The organism is Pinisolibacter aquiterrae, assembly GCF_019160155.1.
GTDB classification, from domain to species: Bacteria; Pseudomonadota; Alphaproteobacteria; order Rhizobiales; family Ancalomicrobiaceae; genus Pinisolibacter; species Pinisolibacter aquiterrae.
On sequence record NZ_JAFNIH010000014.1, the window covers coordinates 40,045 to 57,799 of the forward strand.

The 17,755-nt window shown below is 68.0% G+C and carries 16 protein-coding genes and 1 tRNA gene; 11 read left to right on the forward strand and 6 right to left on the reverse strand.

What is annotated here, in order from left to right:
* The first annotated feature begins 150 nt into the window (after positions 1-150).
* On the forward strand, positions 151-588 hold the full coding sequence (locus J3S89_RS02785; RefSeq protein ID WP_217925952.1) for a MerR family transcriptional regulator: 438 nt from the start codon (positions 151-153) through the stop codon (positions 586-588).
* A gap of 387 nt (positions 589-975) precedes the next feature.
* Here J3S89_RS02785 and J3S89_RS02790 read toward each other — a convergent pair whose 3' ends face one another.
* On the reverse strand, positions 976-2,955 hold the full coding sequence (locus J3S89_RS02790; RefSeq protein WP_217925953.1) for a protein meaA: 1,980 nt from the start codon (positions 2,953-2,955) through the stop codon (positions 976-978).
* 443 nt (positions 2,956-3,398) lie between these two features.
* Here J3S89_RS02790 and ccrA point away from each other — a divergent pair, with 443 nt between their 5' ends.
* Positions 3,399-4,700 (forward strand): crotonyl-CoA carboxylase/reductase, encoded by a 1,302-nt coding sequence (gene ccrA, locus J3S89_RS02795; protein ID WP_217925954.1) that lies wholly within the window; start codon positions 3,399-3,401, stop codon positions 4,698-4,700.
* Between the two features lies 1 nt (position 4,701).
* Here ccrA and J3S89_RS02800 read toward each other — a convergent pair whose 3' ends face one another.
* A complete protein-coding gene (locus tag J3S89_RS02800; RefSeq protein WP_217925955.1) occupies positions 4,702-5,454 on the reverse strand; it encodes a hypothetical protein in 753 nt (250 codons plus the stop codon).
* An 8-nt stretch (positions 5,455-5,462) separates the two neighbouring features.
* Positions 5,463-6,392 (reverse strand): YihY/virulence factor BrkB family protein, encoded by a 930-nt coding sequence (locus J3S89_RS02805; protein ID WP_230489046.1) that lies wholly within the window; start codon positions 6,390-6,392, stop codon positions 5,463-5,465.
* Positions 6,393-6,572: 180 nt separating this feature from the next.
* On the opposite strand from J3S89_RS02805, the gene J3S89_RS02810 reads away from it, so the two are divergent.
* The 6 genes from J3S89_RS02810 (at position 6,573) to J3S89_RS02835 (ending at position 13,906) form a co-directional block, all read left to right on the forward strand.
* A complete protein-coding gene (locus J3S89_RS02810) occupies positions 6,573-9,143 on the forward strand; it encodes a DUF3772 domain-containing protein (protein ID WP_217925957.1) in 2,571 nt (856 codons plus the stop codon).
* A gap of 23 nt (positions 9,144-9,166) precedes the next feature.
* Positions 9,167-9,682 carry a CAP domain-containing protein gene (locus J3S89_RS02815; RefSeq protein WP_217925958.1) on the forward strand — a complete coding sequence of 172 codons (516 nt, stop codon included), beginning with the start codon at positions 9,167-9,169 and terminating at the stop codon, positions 9,680-9,682.
* Positions 9,683-9,802: 120 nt separating this feature from the next.
* Positions 9,803-9,877 (forward strand) — tRNA-Val (locus J3S89_RS02820).
* A 226-nt stretch (positions 9,878-10,103) separates the two neighbouring features.
* Positions 10,104-11,228 carry a helix-turn-helix transcriptional regulator gene (locus J3S89_RS02825; RefSeq protein WP_217925959.1) on the forward strand — a complete coding sequence of 375 codons (1,125 nt, stop codon included), beginning with the start codon at positions 10,104-10,106 and terminating at the stop codon, positions 11,226-11,228.
* A gap of 112 nt (positions 11,229-11,340) precedes the next feature.
* Complete coding sequence (locus J3S89_RS02830) at positions 11,341-12,045, forward strand: outer membrane protein (protein ID WP_217925960.1); 705 nt, start codon at positions 11,341-11,343, stop codon at positions 12,043-12,045.
* A gap of 181 nt (positions 12,046-12,226) precedes the next feature.
* A complete protein-coding gene (locus J3S89_RS02835; protein WP_217925961.1) occupies positions 12,227-13,906 on the forward strand; it encodes an AMP-binding protein in 1,680 nt (559 codons plus the stop codon).
* On the opposite strand, the gene J3S89_RS02840 is transcribed toward J3S89_RS02835, so the two are convergent.
* Positions 13,896-14,321: a L,D-transpeptidase gene (locus tag J3S89_RS02840; protein ID WP_217925962.1), complete on the reverse strand. Its 426-nt coding sequence runs from the start codon at positions 14,319-14,321 to the stop codon at positions 13,896-13,898. The genes J3S89_RS02835 and J3S89_RS02840 overlap by 11 nt on opposite strands.
* Positions 14,322-14,511: 190 nt before the next feature.
* Here J3S89_RS02840 and J3S89_RS02845 point away from each other — a divergent pair, with 190 nt between their 5' ends.
* A complete protein-coding gene (locus J3S89_RS02845) occupies positions 14,512-14,895 on the forward strand; it encodes a hypothetical protein (RefSeq protein WP_217925963.1) in 384 nt (127 codons plus the stop codon).
* Here the strand turns inward: J3S89_RS02845 and J3S89_RS02850 are convergent, their stop codons facing one another.
* Entirely contained in the window at positions 14,896-15,315 is a 420-nt protein-coding gene (locus J3S89_RS02850; protein ID WP_217925964.1) for a response regulator, read from the reverse strand.
* A 31-nt stretch (positions 15,316-15,346) separates the two neighbouring features.
* The gene (gene gluQRS / locus J3S89_RS02855) at positions 15,347-16,273 is read right to left on the reverse strand and encodes a tRNA glutamyl-Q(34) synthetase GluQRS (RefSeq protein WP_217925965.1); all 927 of its coding nucleotides are present in this window, start codon (positions 16,271-16,273) and stop codon (positions 15,347-15,349) included.
* A gap of 65 nt (positions 16,274-16,338) precedes the next feature.
* Here gluQRS and J3S89_RS02860 point away from each other — a divergent pair, with 65 nt between their 5' ends.
* A complete protein-coding gene (locus J3S89_RS02860) occupies positions 16,339-16,983 on the forward strand; it encodes a DNA-3-methyladenine glycosylase family protein (protein WP_217925966.1) in 645 nt (214 codons plus the stop codon).
* A gap of 207 nt (positions 16,984-17,190) precedes the next feature.
* Complete coding sequence (locus J3S89_RS02865; protein WP_230489043.1) at positions 17,191-17,748, forward strand: HNH endonuclease; 558 nt, start codon at positions 17,191-17,193, stop codon at positions 17,746-17,748.
* Positions 17,749-17,755: the final 7 nt, after the last annotated feature.

Consider the following 17,755-nt stretch of genomic DNA (forward strand, 5'->3'; position numbering starts at 1 on the left):
ATTCCCGGAGGCAATATGCTTGCTCCCAAAACGTTTTGAGCTCACAATCCGATCGTGTCGTGGGGGAGATCGAGTTCGTGTAGTCCGTTTCGGACGCGATCGGAGAACGAACTTTCTTCCGAAGTGCTGGACCTCCAGGCCGAGGTGGTGATGACGAAATCGGCGGAAACCCTCGAGCGTCTGGCGGAAATTCTGCGCCCGCTGATGAATTTCGACGACCTGCCGGCGGACGACACGTTCACGATCGGTCAGCTGTCGTCGCACCTCGGCGTGTCCCTGCGCACCTTGAGATTCTACGAGCAGTCGGGACTTCTCACGCCGACCCGCGCCGGCGCGCGCCGCATCTATTCCGGGGAGGATCGCCGGCGGCTCGAAGTGATCGTGGCACTGCGTGAATTCGAGGTGTCGCTGAACGGGGTGAAGGCGCTGATCGCGATCATCGACAGCGGCGCGCCGAACCTCGAGGAACGTGCCCTCGCGCAGTTCGATCGCCTGCTCGCCGACGTCCACGAGGCCAACCAGACCCGGATCGCCGAGCTGCAGGGCCTCAACGGGCGCATCGAGCGGGCGCGCACGCCGCACGCCTGAGCCGAGGCGCCGGCCCCGGATCCCCCGTCCTCGTCGTCCCCATTTCCCGAAGGTCCTCACCTCGCCGGCCGTCCGACGCGCTCGTGGCGGACAAGCCTGGTCGGTGTGATCGCGGCCGACCTCGCGCGGCCGGCTCATGCGAGAGGCCGAAGGTGCCGAGGCATCGGGCCTTGGAAACCACGTGACTTTCTCATGCGCGTCGCCGACATGAGAAAGTCACGTCCGGATGACCGCCGGTCCGTTTCGATGGCCGTTGGTTTCATACCCGTCACATGAAATTCCGACTCGTCGGAATTTCGTGTGGTTACCGTCCGACCGGCCGACGCCCGTTCGAGCTTGCCTTCACCTGCGAAGCGTCGAACAGGTCGAGCCTTCGTAGGCTCGGTCTCAGGCGGCGGAGCGCACGCCCTCGTCGACGATGCGGACGAGGTCGGCCATGATGTCGGTGATCTGGAAGTCCTTGGGCGTGTAGACGGCGGCGACGCCCATGTCGAGGAGTTGCTCGGCGTCCTCGGTCGGGATGATACCGCCGACGACCACCGGCACGTCGGTGAGGCCGGCGGCCTTCATGCGCGCCATCACGTCGCCGACCAGCGCCAGATGCGAGCCCGACAGGATCGACAGGCCGATCGCGTGGACGCCCTCCTCGAGGGCGGCATTGACGATCTGCGCCGGGGTCAGGCGGATGCCCTCGTAGACCACTTCCATGCCGCAGTCGCGGGCGCGCACCGCGATCTGCTCGGCGCCGTTCGAATGGCCGTCGAGGCCGGGCTTGCCGACCAGGAACTTGAGGCGGCGGCCGAGCTTGGCGGAGACGGCGTCGACGGCCGAGCGCACTTGCGTGAGATCGCCGCCGGCGTCGCGGGCGGAGCGGCCGACGCCGGTCGGGGCGCGATATTCGCCGAAGACCGAGCGCAGGGTCTCGCCCCATTCGCCGGTGGTGACGCCGGCTCGTGCCGCGGCGATGGAGGGTTCCATCAGGTTGCGGCCCTCGGCGGCGGCGGCGCGCACGGCCTCGAGGGCCTTCGCCACGGCGCTCGCGTCGCGGGTCGCGCGCCAGGCCGCGATCCGCTCGATCGCGTGCTGTTCCACTTCCGGCGGCACGGTCAGGATCGAGCCTTCGCCGGTCGTCAGCGGCGACGGCTCGGTCTCCTTGAAGCGGTTGACGCCGACCACGGTCGAGGTGCCGGCTTCGATCGCCTCGAGCCGGCGGGTGTTCGATTCGACGAGCTTCTGCTTCATGTAGCTGGACTCGACGGCCGCCACGGCGCCGCCCATCGCCTCGATGGCGGCGAGCTCGCCCTTGGCCTCCGCGACGAGCTCGGAGACCTTGGCCTCGATCTCGGCGGAACCATTGAAGATGTCGGCGAACTCGAGCAGGTCGGTCTCGTAGGCGAGGATCTGCTGCATCCGGAGCGACCACTGCTGATCCCACGGGCGCGGCAGGCCGAGCGCCTCGTTCCAGGCCGGCAGCTGCACGGCGCGGGCGCGGGCGTCGCGCGACAGCGTCACCGCGAGGGCCTCGATCAGGATGCGGTAGACGTTGTTCTCCGGCTGCGGTTCGGTGAGGCCGAGCGAATTGACCTGAACGCCGTAACGGAAGCGGCGGTTCTTCTCCTCCGCGACGCCGTAGCGGTCACGGGTGATCTCGTCCCAGAGGCGGCCGAAGGCGCGCATCTTGCAGATTTCCGTCACGAAGCGCATGCCGGCGTTGACGAAGAAGGAGATCCGGCCGACCGCCTCGCCGAATTCGGCCTGAGGAATCACGCCGGTCTTCTTCACGTTGTCGAGCACCGCGATCGCGGTCGCCAGCGCGAAGGCGAGCTCCTGGACCGGCGTCGCGCCCGCTTCCTGCAGATGGTAGGAGCAGACGTTCATCGGGTTCCACTTCGGCATCTCCGTGTAGGTCCAGGCGATGACGTCGGTGGTGAGCCGCATCGAGGGCGCCGGCGGGAAGACATAGGTGCCGCGCGAGAGATATTCCTTGATGAGATCGTTCTGGGTGGTGCCGGCGAGCTTCTTGCGGTCGGCGCCCTGCTCGTCGGCGGCGGCGACATAGAGCGCCAAGAGCCACGGCGCGGTGGCGTTGATCGTCATCGAGGTGTTCATCTTCTCGAGCGGAATGCCGTCGAAGAGGGCGCGCATGTCGCCGAGATGGGAGACGGGAACGCCGACCTTGCCGACCTCGCCGCGCGAGAGCGCGTGGTCGGGGTCGTAGCCGGTCTGGGTCGGCAGATCGAAGGCCACCGACAGGCCGGTCTGGCCCTTGGCCAGATTTCCGCGATAGAGGCGGTTGGAGGCCTCGGCGGTCGAATGACCGGCATAGGTGCGGAAGAGCCAGGGCTTGTCGGGGGTGGCGAGCGGCATGACGCGGATATCCCACTGTGATCTCGTTCTGATCGATTGAATATCGCGCCGCACAAGCCCGTGTCATCCCACACGAACGTCGGACTGCGACATTCGGTCTCGCGACCGCGGTAGGGGTCTTGCCGCCGGTCGCTGCGGAGCGGGCCGAAAGCCGCGGGAAACGGCCTCGAGCCGGCGTTTCCGCAGTCGGGAGGGGGCACGTTCGGCGATCGTGATATTTTGCAGCGCAGCAAGTTCTGGCGCGAAATCGAGGGAATGCGGTCTTTTCAATCCTTTGTATTATGGAAATTCGGGGTGAGGGGGGTCGATAGTGCGCGGCATCGATCGCAGTGCGGCATAGTCGGAGGAGGCTCGGCCGGCGGCGACAACGAACACCGGCCGGGAAGCGGCAGGGATCGAGCCTCGATCCCCTGCGCCCGGACCGACAGTTGGGAAGGAAGACCATGGCTGGGAATGAAGTCGCCACCGCCGCCCTCGACGACCGTCCGGTCAAGGATCTCTACGAGATCGGCGAGATTCCGCCGCTCGGCCACGTGCCGAAGCAGATGTACGCCTGGGTGATCCGCAAGGACCGGCACGGGCCGCCGGAGGAGAGCTTCCAGCTCGAGGTGGTGCCGACCTGGGAACTCGACAGCCACGACGTGCTGGTGCTCGTGATGGCGGCGGGCGTCAACTACAACGGCGTGTGGGCCGGTCTCGGCAAGCCGATCTCGGTGTTCGACGTCCACAAGCAGCCCTATCACATCGCCGGCTCGGATGCCTCGGGCATCGTCTGGGCGGTCGGCTCCAAGGTGAAGGCGTGGAAGGTCGGCGACGAAGTCGTCATCCACTGCAATCAGGACGATGGCGACGACGAGGAGTGCAACGGTGGCGACCCGATGCTCTCGCCGTCGCAGCGCATCTGGGGCTACGAGACGCCGGACGGGTCCTTCGCCCAGTTCTGCCGGGTGCAGTCGCGCCAGCTCCTGCCGCGTCCGCAGCATCTGACCTGGGAGGAATCGGCCTCCTACATGCTGACGCTGGCGACCGCCTATCGCATGCTGTTCGGCCACAACCCGCATCAGCTGAAGCCGTCGCAGAACGTGCTGATCTGGGGCGCCTCGGGCGGCCTCGGCGTGTTCGGCGTCCAGCTGACGGCGGCGGCGGGCGCCAATGCGATCGGCGTCATCTCCGACGAGACCAAGCGCGACTACGTCATGAGCCTCGGCGCGCGCGGCGTCATCAACCGCAAGGACTTCAAGTGCTGGGGCCAGCTGCCCAAGGTCGGCAGCCCCGAATACGACACCTGGTTCTCGGAAGTGCGCAAGTTCGGCAAGGCGATCTGGGACGTCACCGGCAAGGGCAACAACGTCGACATGGTGTTCGAGCACCCGGGCGAATCGACCTTCCCGACCTCGACCTTCGTGGTGAAGCGCGGCGGCATGGTGGTGTTCTGCGCCGGCACCTCCGGCTTCAACATCACCTTCGACGCGCGCTACGTCTGGATGCATCAGAAGCGCATCCAGGGCTCGCACTTCGCCCATCTGAAGCAGGCCGCGGCCGCCAACAAGTTCGTGCTCGATCGCCGCGTCGAGCCGTGCATGTCGGAAGTCTTCGAGTGGAAGGACATTCCGAAGGCGCACACGCTGATGTGGAAGAACGAGCACAAGCCCGGCAACATGGCGGTGCTGGTCTCCGCCCCGCGCACCGGCCTCACCACTTTCGAGGACGTGCTCGAGGCCTCGGCCGAGATGCGAAAAGACTGATTTAAATAGTTGCTGACTGGCGGTGGTTCGTTCGTATGCTCGACGTTCCGCCGCCATGTCGCCTCAAAATGGCCCGCTCGACTTCTTCTCTTCGCACGATATGTCGTCGCATTATCGAGAATGCTGATCCAATATCTGTTGGATACTTTTCATCTTCGAATCTTGCATAATTAAAGAGATTCGATGCTTGCACGTATATGTCCAATGCATCGCTGATACGATCTGTGTAGTGGAGGTCGATCGATCTGAGATTCGCTACAGACCCTTTGAGTCTGCCTGATTGAACTTGCAGATCACTGGCGAGCTCGGCGATCTTTACTCGAAATATATCATCCGCATATCTGATGTTTTGCTCAAGAGATTCGATGGTATTGGCATTAATTAATGGAACTGATGCCTCCGTATATGAGTTGGTCTCAATTTCTCGCAGGAATATAATGCACTCTTCGGCATAATGACATATTTCTCCAAGCGTGAGCGCCAGTGTTGATCGCGCCGCAAATCTTTCTCTATCTATTTCCTCCTTATTCATTTGAATTGTTATGGCATTTTGTCGTATTGAATTCGCGAATGCTATAAATGCAGCAAATATAGCTACCATTATGCTTATCGTGTCACGCCATTGTGATGCGGCGCTATGGAACTCTCCAAGATTTTCGTTTTGAAAAATCGATGCGCCGAGCGCAAATCCGAACAAGCCAAAGCCGATGACGCTCGTATACACAAATGGCACATTGATCTCTCTGGCTCTCATGGCCCACCTCAATGGTCCGGCGGCGTGCCCGTGCGCCACAGGTCGATGGCGTGGTTGATCTCGGCGCCGAGCAGGAAGATCAGGCCGACGATGTAGAAGAACAGCATCGAGGCGACCGCGCCGCCGAGGCCGGCGTAGGTCTTGGCGTAGCCGGAGAAGTGGGAGAGGTACCAGGAGAAGACGAGGCCGGCGACGAACCACAGCGTCAGCGTCAGCACCACGCCGGGCAGCACCCCGACCACGCTCTGGTGACGCGCCGGCAGCCACAGATGGGCGGAGAAGAGGAAGAGGAACACCGCCAGGGTGAAGAAGCCGAGCGGGATCCGGTTGAAATAGCTCCACCACGGCGCGATGTCCGGGAAATGCGGCAGGAGCAGCCCCCACAGCACCGGCAGCACCACCACCAGAAAGCCGAGCCCGAGGATCACGATCGCCGCGATCAGCATGAAGAACGTGCCTTCGAGCCGGCGGATCAGGAAGTGACGGGTGTCGTAGGAGCGATAGGCGTAGTTGAGGCCCATCCTGAGGCTCTCGACCAGGCCGGTGACGATGATCACCAACAACAGCGCGCCGACCGTCAGGACCCGGCCCTGCGAGGTCTCGAGCACGGCGGTGATCTCGGGTTTGAGGATCGCGGCGACCTGCTCGGGCAGCACCGCGAAGATGCCGCCGGTGCCCTGTTCGGCGGCGGCGGTCAGTTCGCCCACCCCCCATTGGCTCGCCGTCCAACCGGCGATGCCGGTGACGAGGATCATGAAGGGGAAGAGCGAGAACAGCACCGAGAAGGCGATGTTGGAGGCGTGGGCGAAACTCTCGTTGCGCAGGAGGCCCCAATAGAGGGCTTCCCAGGTGATCCAACCGGCGGCGCGCCAGCCCCGGCGTCGCGGTGGGGCGCCGGCGGGCGGGGCGGTCGGGGGCGAGAGCGGTTCGGCGGACATGGCCGGCAAGATAAGTGCGCGGCCGTGCGCGCACAATCGCCTTTCGATCGACGCGACGCCGTGGCCGTCATGCTCGTCTCGCGACTGACCTCGCTGTGCTTTTGCCGTAATCTCGGGTCAGACGAGGCCGGTCCGCGCCGATTCTCGCCTTCTCTCCTCCTTCGACGGAAACGCACTCTCGTGACCTCGCTCCGCGCTCGCGCGCTCTCCCTGTCGCTTCTCCTGACGATGCTGGTCGCCGGCCCGGTTCTGCCCGCCGTCGGCGAGACGGTCCAGCCGACGCGTCCGGCGACGGTGGCGCCGGCTGCCGCTCCGCCGGCGCAGAGCGCGCCGCAGCCGGTGCCGCCGGCGCCCGCGCCGGTCGTCAAGGCCAAGCCCGACGAGATCCAGGCCAAGCTCGACGGCTGGAAGGGCGAGATCGAGCAGATCGCCAGCGGGCTCACCCGCGACGGCCAGAGCGACCGCCGTCTGGCGGAGCTGCGGGCGCGCGTCGATACGATCCGCGCCGGCGTCGAGGCGATCGATCAGGCCGAGAGCCCGCGGGTCGCGGCGATCGAGGCGCGGTTGAAGCAGCTCGGGCCGGCGCCCGCCGCCAAGGACGACGAGCCGGCGCCGGTCGAGGCGGAGGCGGTCAAGACCGAGCGCGACGACCAGCAGAAGCTGCTCGCCGAGGCGCAGGGCCGGGTCAAGCAGGCGCAATTCCTCAATCTGCGCGCCGACGAGATCGTCAAGGCGATCTCCGAGAAGCGGCGCTCGCGCTTCGCCAAGGACATGGTGGAGCGGTCGCGCTCGGTGCTCGATCCCTCGCTGTGGCTCGAGGCGGCGCAGACGATGCCGGGCACGGTCTCCGGCCTCGTCTATCTGCTCGCCGACTGGTTCTCGCTCCTGGCGTCGCGGGGCCTCGAGACGGCGACGGCGGTCGGCTCGGTGATCCTCGTCTTTCTGACGATCCTGTGGACGGCGCGGCGGCGGTTGGCGCTCCTGACGGAGCGCGATCCGGACGCGGGCGAGCCGACGATGTTGGTGCGCTCGCTGAAGGCGGCGGGCATCGTTCTGGTCAATTTCGCCGCGCCGGTGCTGAGCCTGTTCGGGATCGCCCGGGCGCTCGACGTGTTCGAGCTCAATCCGGCGCGGGTCGAACTCTTCATTTCCGCGCTGGCGGCGGGCGTCGCCTCGGCGGCGATGGTCTACGGCATCGCGCTCGCGATTCTGGCGCCGGGCAAGCCGCAGTGGCGCCTCACCCCGGTCGGGGACCAGACCGCGGTCCGGCTGCTGCGCCTCTTCGTCGGGCTGTCGATCGTCCACGGCGTCGGCGTGTGGTTCCTGCGGCTCCTCGACGTGCTGGCGGCGCCGGTGGCGGCGCTGATCCTCGCCTCGGGCCTGTTCGCGATCGTCGACGCGATCCTGGTGATGCTGGCGCTGCGCTCGGCGGCGCGGTCGATGGCGGGCGACGAGGAGACGGCGGAGATCGCCGAGGCGGCGGCCGAGGGACGCTCGGGCCTGTGGCGGTGGATCCTGCCGCTCGGCTGGATCCTGGCGATCGGCGCGGTGGTGGCGGCGACGACCGGCTACGTGGCGCTCGCCTCCTTCGTCACCCAGCAGATGATCCACATCGGCTTCCTGCTCGGGGCGCTCTACATCCTGTTGATCCTCGCCGACGAGGTCATCCTGGCGACCTTCCGGGCGCAGAGCCGCTTCGGTCTGGTGATGACCCGGTCGATGGGCATGGCGCGCGAGACGGTCGAGCAGATCGGCGTGGTCCTGTCGGGGTTGGTGCGACTGCTTCTGATCGCGGCGGCGGGCCTCTTCATCCTGGCGCCGCTCGGGGTCGACGGGCAGGACATGGTCTCCGACGCCAAGGGGGCCTTCTTCGGGATCAAGGTGGGCGGGCTCACCTTCTCGATGTCGACGATCCTGAGCGCGCTGGTGTTCCTGATGGTCGGCCTCGCGGTGACGCGGGGCATCCAGGGGTGGCTCGATCATCGCTTCCTGCCGCGCACCCGGCTCGACATCGGTCTCAAGAACTCGATCCGCACCTCGTTCGGCTACGTCGGGACGATCGTCTCGGTGGCGCTCGCCTTCTCGGTGGTCGGGCTCGATCTGCAGAACCTCGCGATCGTCGCCGGCGCGCTCTCGGTCGGCGTCGGTTTCGGCCTGCAGTCGATCGTCAACAACTTCGTCTCCGGCCTCATTCTGCTGGTCGAGCGGCCGATCAAGGCGGGCGATCTCGTCGAGATGGGCTCGGAGAAGGGGTTCGTGCGCAAGATCAACGTGCGTTCGACCGAGATCGAGACCTTCGATCGCGCCTCGCTGATCGTGCCGAATTCCTCGCTGATCTCCGGCAACGTCAAGAACTGGATGCACCGGGATCTCACCGGGCGCTGCGTCGTCAACGTCGGCGTCGCCTACGACGCGGATCCGGCCCAGGTGAAGGCGATCCTGCTCGCCTGCGCCGAGGCCCACGAGAAGGTGCTGAAGTTCCCGGTGCCGGTGGTGTTCTTCACCAATTTCGGCGCCGACGCGCTGGAGTTCCGGCTGATCTGCACCGTCGGCGCGGTGACCGACGCCTTCGGCGTGGAGAGCGATCTGCGCTTCGCCATCGTCGCCGAGCTCAGGGAGAAGGGGATCGAGATCCCCTTCGCGCAGCGCGACATCAACATTCGCCAGTTGGGCGATCTCGGACCGCTTCTCGACCGCCTCGGCCTCACCGCCCAGGCGCCCCGAGCGGCGGACGAGGCGCCGAAATCGTGACCCCCCGTTTCAGAGACACCGCCATGGTCGCCCCGCTTCGCATCGTCTCCCTCTCGCTCCTCCTCGCCGCCGGGCTCGCCGCCTGTTCGCGTGGACCCGCCCCGGTCGAGCACGTGCCGCCCTTCTATCAACGGCTCGACATCGGCGGTCGCTCGGTCGATCCGGCCTCGTCGCTGTCGATGATCAACCAGTATCGCGCCAACAACGGCCTGCAGCCCCTGATCTGGGATCAAGGGTTGGCGCGGGTGGCGCAGGCCGAGGTCGATCAGATGGCCGCGGCGGACCGGGTCCATTCCACCGCCGATGCCGGCCTCGATCGCCAGCTCCAGGGCGCGGGCATCGGCTATGCCTCGTTCCTCGCCAATTTCTCGGCCGGCTATCGCACCTTCGCCGAGGCCTTCTCCGGCTGGCGCGAATCGAAGCAGCACAACGCCACCATGTTGGCGGCGAAGGCGTCGCGGGTCGGCCTCGCCACCGCCTACGCGCCCAATTCCAAGTACAAGATCTTCTGGACCCTGGTGGTGGTGGAACCGCGCTGAGCCGGTTTCTCCGGCCGCGATCGGCGCGGAGACCGGCGATCGGTCGCGGCGGGGAAAAGCAGGGCGACGCGCTTGACTTGGGGGCGAGGGCTCCCTTATATCGCGGCGTCTCGTGAGAGTGGGCGCGTAGCTCAGCGGGAGAGCACTTCGTTCACACCGAAGGGGTCACAGGTTCGATCCCTGTCGCGCCCACCATTTCCTCCACTCCACGGTTCCTCTTCGTCGACGGCGGGTTTCCGCCGGCGAAGTCTCGGTCCGCCGCCGGCCGGCGGCGCGACATGTGCTCGTGCGCCCGATCGGCCTCGGCCGTTGCGGCCCGACGAGGGTGCGACATCCGGGCGCAGGCCGAATTCATATGAAATTCCAGTGATTTGGCGCGGATCAATGCGGGTGTCGCGATGTTTCCGCATCGTATCCCATCATGACCGCTTCCCTTCTTCTTCCTTGTCGACGGCATGACGCCCTGGTCTCGGCCGGGCGCGGAGCCGCGTCGTGGCCCGGGGTTCTCGCGCGATTCGCCGAAGATCACGATCTGACCTTCGCGCGGATCGAGGCGCTGGTGGCGTTGGAGGGGAGCGACGGCGCGGGGGCGTGGGTTCCGGTTCATGCGTCGGCGGCCTTCGTCGCCCGCTGGCGGCTGGTGCACGGCGCCGACGATCCCGCTCTCGACGCGGACGACGGGCGCCGGGTGCGATGGGTCGAGTCGGAGACGGCGGAGCGCGACGCCTCCTCCAGCGAGACGGAGACCCCGGAGGAGCTGTGGATGGCCATCGACGGCGACGTCGGGTTCGTCTGCCTGCACATCGGCGCGGCGCGGCCGCTGCCGGCGGCGGAGTGGCTTTCCCGGCTCGAGCCCTGTCTCGCGGCGCTGTCCGAGGCGGTGACGCTCGGCATGGCGATCGCCCGGGCCGAGGAGGAGGTGCTGCTGCGGGTGCTGGTCACGGTGGGCGCGACCGGGGCGATCGTCGATGCCTCCGGCCGGCCGCGCCGCTGGGAGCCGCGCGAGCGGCCCTTCGATCCGCGTTTCGTCGCGACCCTGATCGGGCGGGACGGCGCTTCGGCGCGGCGACGCGCGCGGCGGTCGCGCGGGCCGGGCGAGCGGGCCGGGGATCGCTTCCATCTGCTCGAGAGCGGCGAGGGGCGGCGTTGGATCGGCTATGTGATCGAGCTGCCGATCGGTGAGACCGCCTTCGTCGCCGGCGACCGGCTGCTGGTCGCCTGGCCGCTCGACGCGGGGCCGCTTCCGGTCCCGGGGAGCGCGACGTCGGGCGAGGATCTGGCGCGGGATCTCGCCGGGGCCTTCGGACTCTCCGGAGCGGAGGCGAGCCTGGCGGCGCGGCTCGCGGACTGCGATCTGCGGCAGGCTGCCGAGCGCTGCGGGATCGGCTACGAGACCGCGCGGTCGCATCTGAAGTCGATCTTCCGGCGCATCGGACTGATCCGGCAGAGCGAATTGACCGCCCTCCTCACCCGCTTCGTCTTCCACGCCGATCTGCGGCGCGGGCTGACGGCGGCGAGTGCGCCGCGAATTGACCCGAATGGGTGAAACCGGCCGGCAACGAACCAGAAATGTATCGCCGATCGAGGGTCGTCGGCATGGACGAGGCCGATCACCGGGCGTAGCGCAGTCTCTGGAATTCTCACAGGGAGATGAGACGATGTTGGCCAAGACTCTGTTCGCGACCGCGGTCGCGGTTCTTTCGACCACCGCCTTGACCCAGGCGGCCGACATGGCGCGTCCGGCGCCGGTCGCCCCGATCGCCGAGCGCGCCGCGCAGCTGTGGACCGGCTTCTACGTCGGCGCCCATGTCGGCGTCGCTCATCACGACGGCGACATGACCGCCTTCACGCCCTGGAACGGCTATGCCGGCTTCCCGGTCGGCGGTCTCGCCGACACGCGGGTGATGGGCGGTCTCCAGGCCGGCTACAACTACCAGATGGGCAACATCGTGCTCGGCCTCGAGGCGACCGGCTCACTGATGCAGATCGACAAATGGTCGAACGAGAACCCGCCGCGCACCATGTTCCGCAGCGCCGTCAACTGGGACATCACCGTGACGCCGCGCATCGGCTACGCCTTCGATCGCGCCCTGATCTACGTGAAGGGCGGTCTGGCGGTCGCCGAGTTCGAATATTCGCACAACCAGAACGGCACGATCATCGGGGCGACCCAGACCCGCGCCGGCTGGACCGTCGGCGCCGGCCTCGAATATGCGCTGACCCAGAACGTCTCGCTCAAGGGCGAGTACGGCTACATGGACTTCGGCAAGAGCGGCGTCGACATCACCGGCGCGCCGTCGATCCGCGTCGAGCCCAATCGCCAGATCCATGCCTTCACGGTGGGCATGAACTATCGCTTCTGAGGCGCTCGGACGTCCTCGCCATGCGAAGGGGCCCGCCGGGCCCCTTCGTCGTTTCGAAGGCCCGAAACGTGCTCGAAGGCGGTTTCGGACCTTCGTGTTGTTGCGCTGCAGCATCAAATCGATATGATCCGTGCCCCGCGATCCGCTCGGGATCGCCGCCCGTTTCGAGGCATCGCCCTTCATGTTGCCGACCTCTGCCACCTACGAAGACGTCATGGCCACCTTCCGGTGGATCGTGCCGACCGCCTACAACATCGGCATCGACGCCTGCCACAAATGGGCGGCGGTGGAGCCGGACCGGCCGGCGATCCTGCAGGCCCACCCCGACGGCACGTTCGAGACCTGGTCGTTCGGCCGCCTCTCGCGCGCGGCGCATCGCCTCTCCAACGTGTTGGTGGCCGAGGGTATCGCCCGGGGTGACCGGGTGGCGATCCTGCTGCCGCAGTCGCCGGAGACGGCCTTCGCCCATGTCGCGGTCTATTCCGCGGGCGCGATCGCGCTGCCGCTCGCCGACGTCTTCGGGGTCGAGGCACTGACCCATCGGCTCGCCGATTCGGGGGCGCGGGCGCTGATCACCAACCGGGTCGGGGCACGCAAGGTCGCCGAGATCCGTCCGCTCCTGCCCGAGCTCGAGCGGGTGTTCTGTTTCGACGGGGCCGAGGACGGGGCGATCGATCTCGCCGGGGCGATGGCGCGGGCCTCCGACGCCTTCGCGCCGGTGGCGACGCTCGCCGACGATCCGGCGCTGATGATCTACACTTCCGGCACGACCGGCGCGCCCAAGGGGGCGCTGCACGGGCACCGGGTGGTGCTCGGCCACGTGCCGGGGGTGCAGTATGCCCACGAATTTCTGCCACAGCCGGGCGATCTCGCCTGGACGCCGGCGGATTGGGCCTGGGCCGGCGGACTCCTCAACATCCTGCTGCCGTGTCTGACGCTCGGCGTGCCGGTGATGGCGGCACGGTTCGAGCATTTCGATCCGGACTTCACCTGGGACCTGATCGCGCGGCACGGGGTGCGCAACGCCTTCGTGCCGCCGACGGCGATGAAGCTCCTGCGCGGCGCGGGCAGCCCGCGCGGGCGCCATGCGATCGATCTGAGGACGATCGGATCGGCCGGCGAGGCGCTGGGGCGTGAGACCTACGAATGGGCCAAGGCCGAGCTCGGCATGACCATCAACGAGTTCTACGGCCAGACCGAGTGCAATCTGGTGCTGGGCTCCTGCGCGAAGATCGGCGTGACCCGCTCCGGGGCGATCGGCAAGCCGACGCCGGGGCACCGGGTGGCGGTGATCGGCGCGGACGGGCGGCCGGTGGCGCCGGGCGACACCGGGCAGATCGCGGTGATGCGGCCCGATCCGGTGATGTTCCTCGGCTATTGGAAACAGCCGGAGGCGACGGCGGCCAAGTTCCTCGGCGACTGGATGACCACCGGCGACCAGGGCATCGTCGACGAGGAGGGCTACGTCTTCTTCGTCGGGCGCGACGACGATCTGATCACCTCGTCGGGCTATCGGATCGGCCCGGCCGAGATCGAGGATTGTCTCGCCGGCCATCCGGCGGTGGCGCTCGCCGCCGTGGTCGGCAAGCCGGATCCGCTGCGCACCGAGATCGTCAAGGCCCACGTCAAGCTGGCGCCGGGCTTCTCGCCGAGCGAGGCGCTCGTCGCGGAGATCCGCGCCCATGTGCGCAACCGTCTGTCGGCGCACGAATATCCGCGCGAGATCGAGTTCGTCGATGAGATCCCGCTCACCACCACCGGCAAGGTGATCCGGCGCTTCTTCCGCGAGAAGGCGCGCGACGAGGCGGCGCGTGACGCGTCGGGCGTGAGGCGCGGGGGGCGCGCGCCCGTCACTCGCTGACGATGATGCGGCTGTTCTGCATGCCGTGCTGGCGCACCAGCTCGAAGAGTTCGGCGGCGGCGCGCGGCGCGAGGCGGACGCAGCCGTGCGAGGCCGGGCGGCCGAGGCGGCCGGTCTCGTAGGTGCCGTGTACCGCGATGCCGCCGGCGAAGAAGATCGAGTGCGGCATCGGCGAGTTGTGATACTTGCGCGAATAGTAGCGCTTGTGCATCCGCTGCGGCTTGAAATCTCCGGTCGGGGTCCGATAGCCCTTGCGGCCGGTGGAGACCGCGTATTCTCCCTGGCGGACGCCGTCGACGAGGACCACCATCCGCTGGGTCGAGATGTCGATTCGGGCCTCGACGGCGGCTTCGGCGGTCTGTGCCCGGCCGAACACGGCGAGAAGGACGAGGAGGGTCAGGGCGAGGATACGCATCGCTGAGATCCTTCTGCGCTCGCCGCGATCGAGACGCACGGCGGGTCGAAGCGACGAAAAGACGGCTGCAACCCTAACCTTCTTCGGCCCCCGGACGCACGCTTTACCTACCGTTAAGATTAAGTCGAAACCTTTCTCTACACAACGTCGCCGTGCTCCGCGGCGCGATCTCGAGTGGAGTGACGCTCTCGTGTCCCCTTGGAAACCCGTCCTGCTGATCTCGTTCCTCGCCGTCGCTCCGGCTCTGGCGGAGGACATGCCGCATCAACTGACGCCGGATCTGATCCAGACCGAGCGCGAGAGCTGCAACACTTCGACCGGCTACGGCGTCGACTTCGTGCAGTGGGTCGACATCGACGGCGACGGGCGCAAGGACGTGGTGCTCGACTATCGCGCCGCGCTGTGCGGCGGCCAGCCCGAGCCCTATTGCACGCGCGACGGCTGCCTGATCAAGGTCTGGCACGCCGAGAAGGGCGGGTGGCGCAAGATCTTCGACGGGCGCGTCGGGCGCTGGAGCGTCGGCACGGCGGGCGGCAAGGCCGAACTTCTGATCGACGGGCGGCCGCTGCGCTGATCAGCCGGTGCGGGCTCTGCGGCCGTGGGCGCGGGCGAGGAGCCCGTGGAGGTCGCGTACCGAGAAGGGTTTCTCCAGCCAGTCGTCGAAGACGGCCGGCATCGGGTCGGGCCGGGCGCGCCCGGTGACGGCGACGAGGTGGGCGTCGCGGCCGCCCGAGGTGGCGGCGAGTTCGCCGGCGAGGCGCTCTCCGGGGATGTCGGGCAGGCCGAGGTCGACGAAGATCACGTCGAATCGGTTCGCGCGGATCTCGCGCAGCGCGGCGGCGCCGTCGGCGACGATGGTGGCGTCGACCCCGAGCGGGGCCAGCATCGCCTGGAGGAGGACGCGGCCGATGCCGTGATCCTCGACGGCGAGGAGGCGCAGGCCGTCGTGTGGGGGACGGGGGGCGGTGTCGCGGTCGTTCGGTTCGTCGCGCATGGGGTCGCCCTCGGCTCGGAATGGAACCAGTCTAGCCGAGCCGGATTAACGCCTCACTAAGCCTGTCGAGACGTCGTTCGGTGGCGGGCCAGTCGACGAGGCGACGGACGTCGGCGGGCGTCAGGCCGTCGCCGCGCAGGCTCGCCAGCGCCGTGTCGGCGGCCGATTTGGAGAGTTTGCGCCCGTCGGCGTCGCGGATCAGGTCGTGATGGTGGAACACCGGCGCGGGGAGGCCGAGCAGCGTCTGGAGCAGGCGGTGGACGCTGGTCGACCAGAAGAGGTCGCGGCCGCGCACCACGTGCGTCACCCCTTGGGCGGCGTCGTCGACGACCACGGAGAGGTGATAGCTGGTCGGGGTCTCCTTGCGGGCGAGGACCGGATCGCCCCAGGCGGCGGGATCGGCGGCGACGAGGCCGGTTTCGCCGTCCGGGCCGGCGCCGGCCTCGCGCCAGGTCAGATCGGCCGGACCGAAGCGCGCGGCGAGACGGGCGAGAGCGGCGGCGGTGTCGAGGCGCAGCGCCACCGGCTCGCCGGGGCGGTCCTGCGGCGCGAGGCGATCCTCGGGCGGCGGCCACGGCGCGCCGTCGGGGTCGCGCGGCCAGGGCCGGCCCTCGGCCTCGGCGCGGGCGACGGCGGCGCGGATCTCGGCGCGGGTGGCATGGCTCTCGCGGAGCAGACCGTCGGCCGCCAAGCGATCGAGGACGGCGCGATAATCGGCGAAATGGTCGGACTGACGGCGGATCTCGCCGTCCCAATCGAGGCCGAGCCAGGCGAGATCCTCGAGGATCCCGGCTTCGAATTCGGGGCGGCAGCGGGTGGTGTCGATGTCCTCGAGGCGCAGCAGGAAGCGGCCGGCGAGGCGGCGGGCGAGCGCATGATCGAGCAACGCCGAATAGGCGTGGCCGAGATGGAGGCGCCCGTTGGGCGAGGGGGCGAAGCGGAAGACGGGGCTGGACATCGAGCGATCACCGGGTCGACAGTCGCCCTTCATAGCGGGTCGGAAGCGGCGAGGGCAGGGGCGCGATGCGACGGATCGAGGGCGACGACGACGTGAGGGCCGGGCTCGCGGAGCTGACGCGGATCGATCCCAGGCTCGTCCCGATCGTCGCCGCGAGCGGGGCGGTGCCGCTCCGGCGGCGTCCGGCCGGGTTCTCGGGGCTGGCTCGGATCGTCACGGCGCAACAGGTCTCGGCGGCGGCCGCCGCCTCGATCTGGACGCGCGTCGAGGGCGTGATCGGGCCTGAGCCGACGCCCGGGGCCATCGCGAACCATTCCGACGAAGCGTTGCGGGCGGCCGGCCTCTCGGCGGCCAAGGTGCACACGCTCCGGGCGATCGCCGAGGCCTGCGCCGGCGGGCTCGATCTCGAGGCCTGCGCGGCCGCCGCCGAGGACGAGGCAGTGGCGGCGCTGACGGCGGTCAAGGGCATCGGACGATGGACGGCGGAGGTCTATCTCCTGTTTTCGGCCGGGCATCCGGACGTGTGGCCGGCCGGCGATCTGGCGTTGCAGGTGGCGGTCGGCGACGGGCTCGGGCTCGACGGGCGGCCGAGCGAGAAGGAGGTGCGGGCGATCGCGGCCGCCTGGGCGCCGTGGCGCAGCGTCGCGGCGCGCCTCTTCTGGGCCTATTACGCGGCCCGGCGCGACGGCCGCGAGGGCATGGCGCGCTGAGGCGGCTCCCAGGCCCGTGGCGGGGCGAGCGCCATGGCGCGGCGGCAACGCTTCGGGTTCTTTCGGAGCCGAACCTTCACACGAGCGACATGCGGCCTGTACACTGTCCGCAACGTTCGTGGTGCCGGGGTTTCGACGGGGCCGATTCGATCGTCGCCGAGATCCTCGCGCACCGTCTCCCCTCGGGAGCCGAGAGCGAGGTGCGCCTTGACGATCCACGTGACGCCGCGGTCCCATCCGGTTCTGGTGCTGAACGCCGATCATCGGCCGCTCAGCTATTATCCCCTGTCGCTGTGGTCGTGGCAGGAGGCGATCAAGGCGGTCTTCATGGATCGCGTGACCATTCTCGCCAACTACGACGTCGCCGTGCGCAGCCCCAGCATGGAGATGCCGCTGCCGTCGGTGGTGTCGTTGAAGTCCTTCGTCCGGCCCAGCCGCACGCCGGCCTTCACCCGATTCAACGTCTTCCTGCGCGATCGCTTCAGCTGCCAATATTGCGGTTCGAGCCAGGATCTGACCTTCGATCACGTGGTGCCGCGCGCCCGTGGCGGCCAGACCACCTGGGAGAACATCCTGACCGCCTGCGCGCCCTGCAATCTCAAGAAGGGCGATCGCTCGATGCGCGAGGCGGGACTCCATGCCACCCATCTGCCGTGGAAGCCGAGCGTCCACGACCTGCACGAAGCCGGGCGCCACTTCCCGCCCAACTTCCTCCATGAGAGCTGGGTCGACTATCTCTACTGGGACACCGAACTCGAGCCGTGAACTGGCG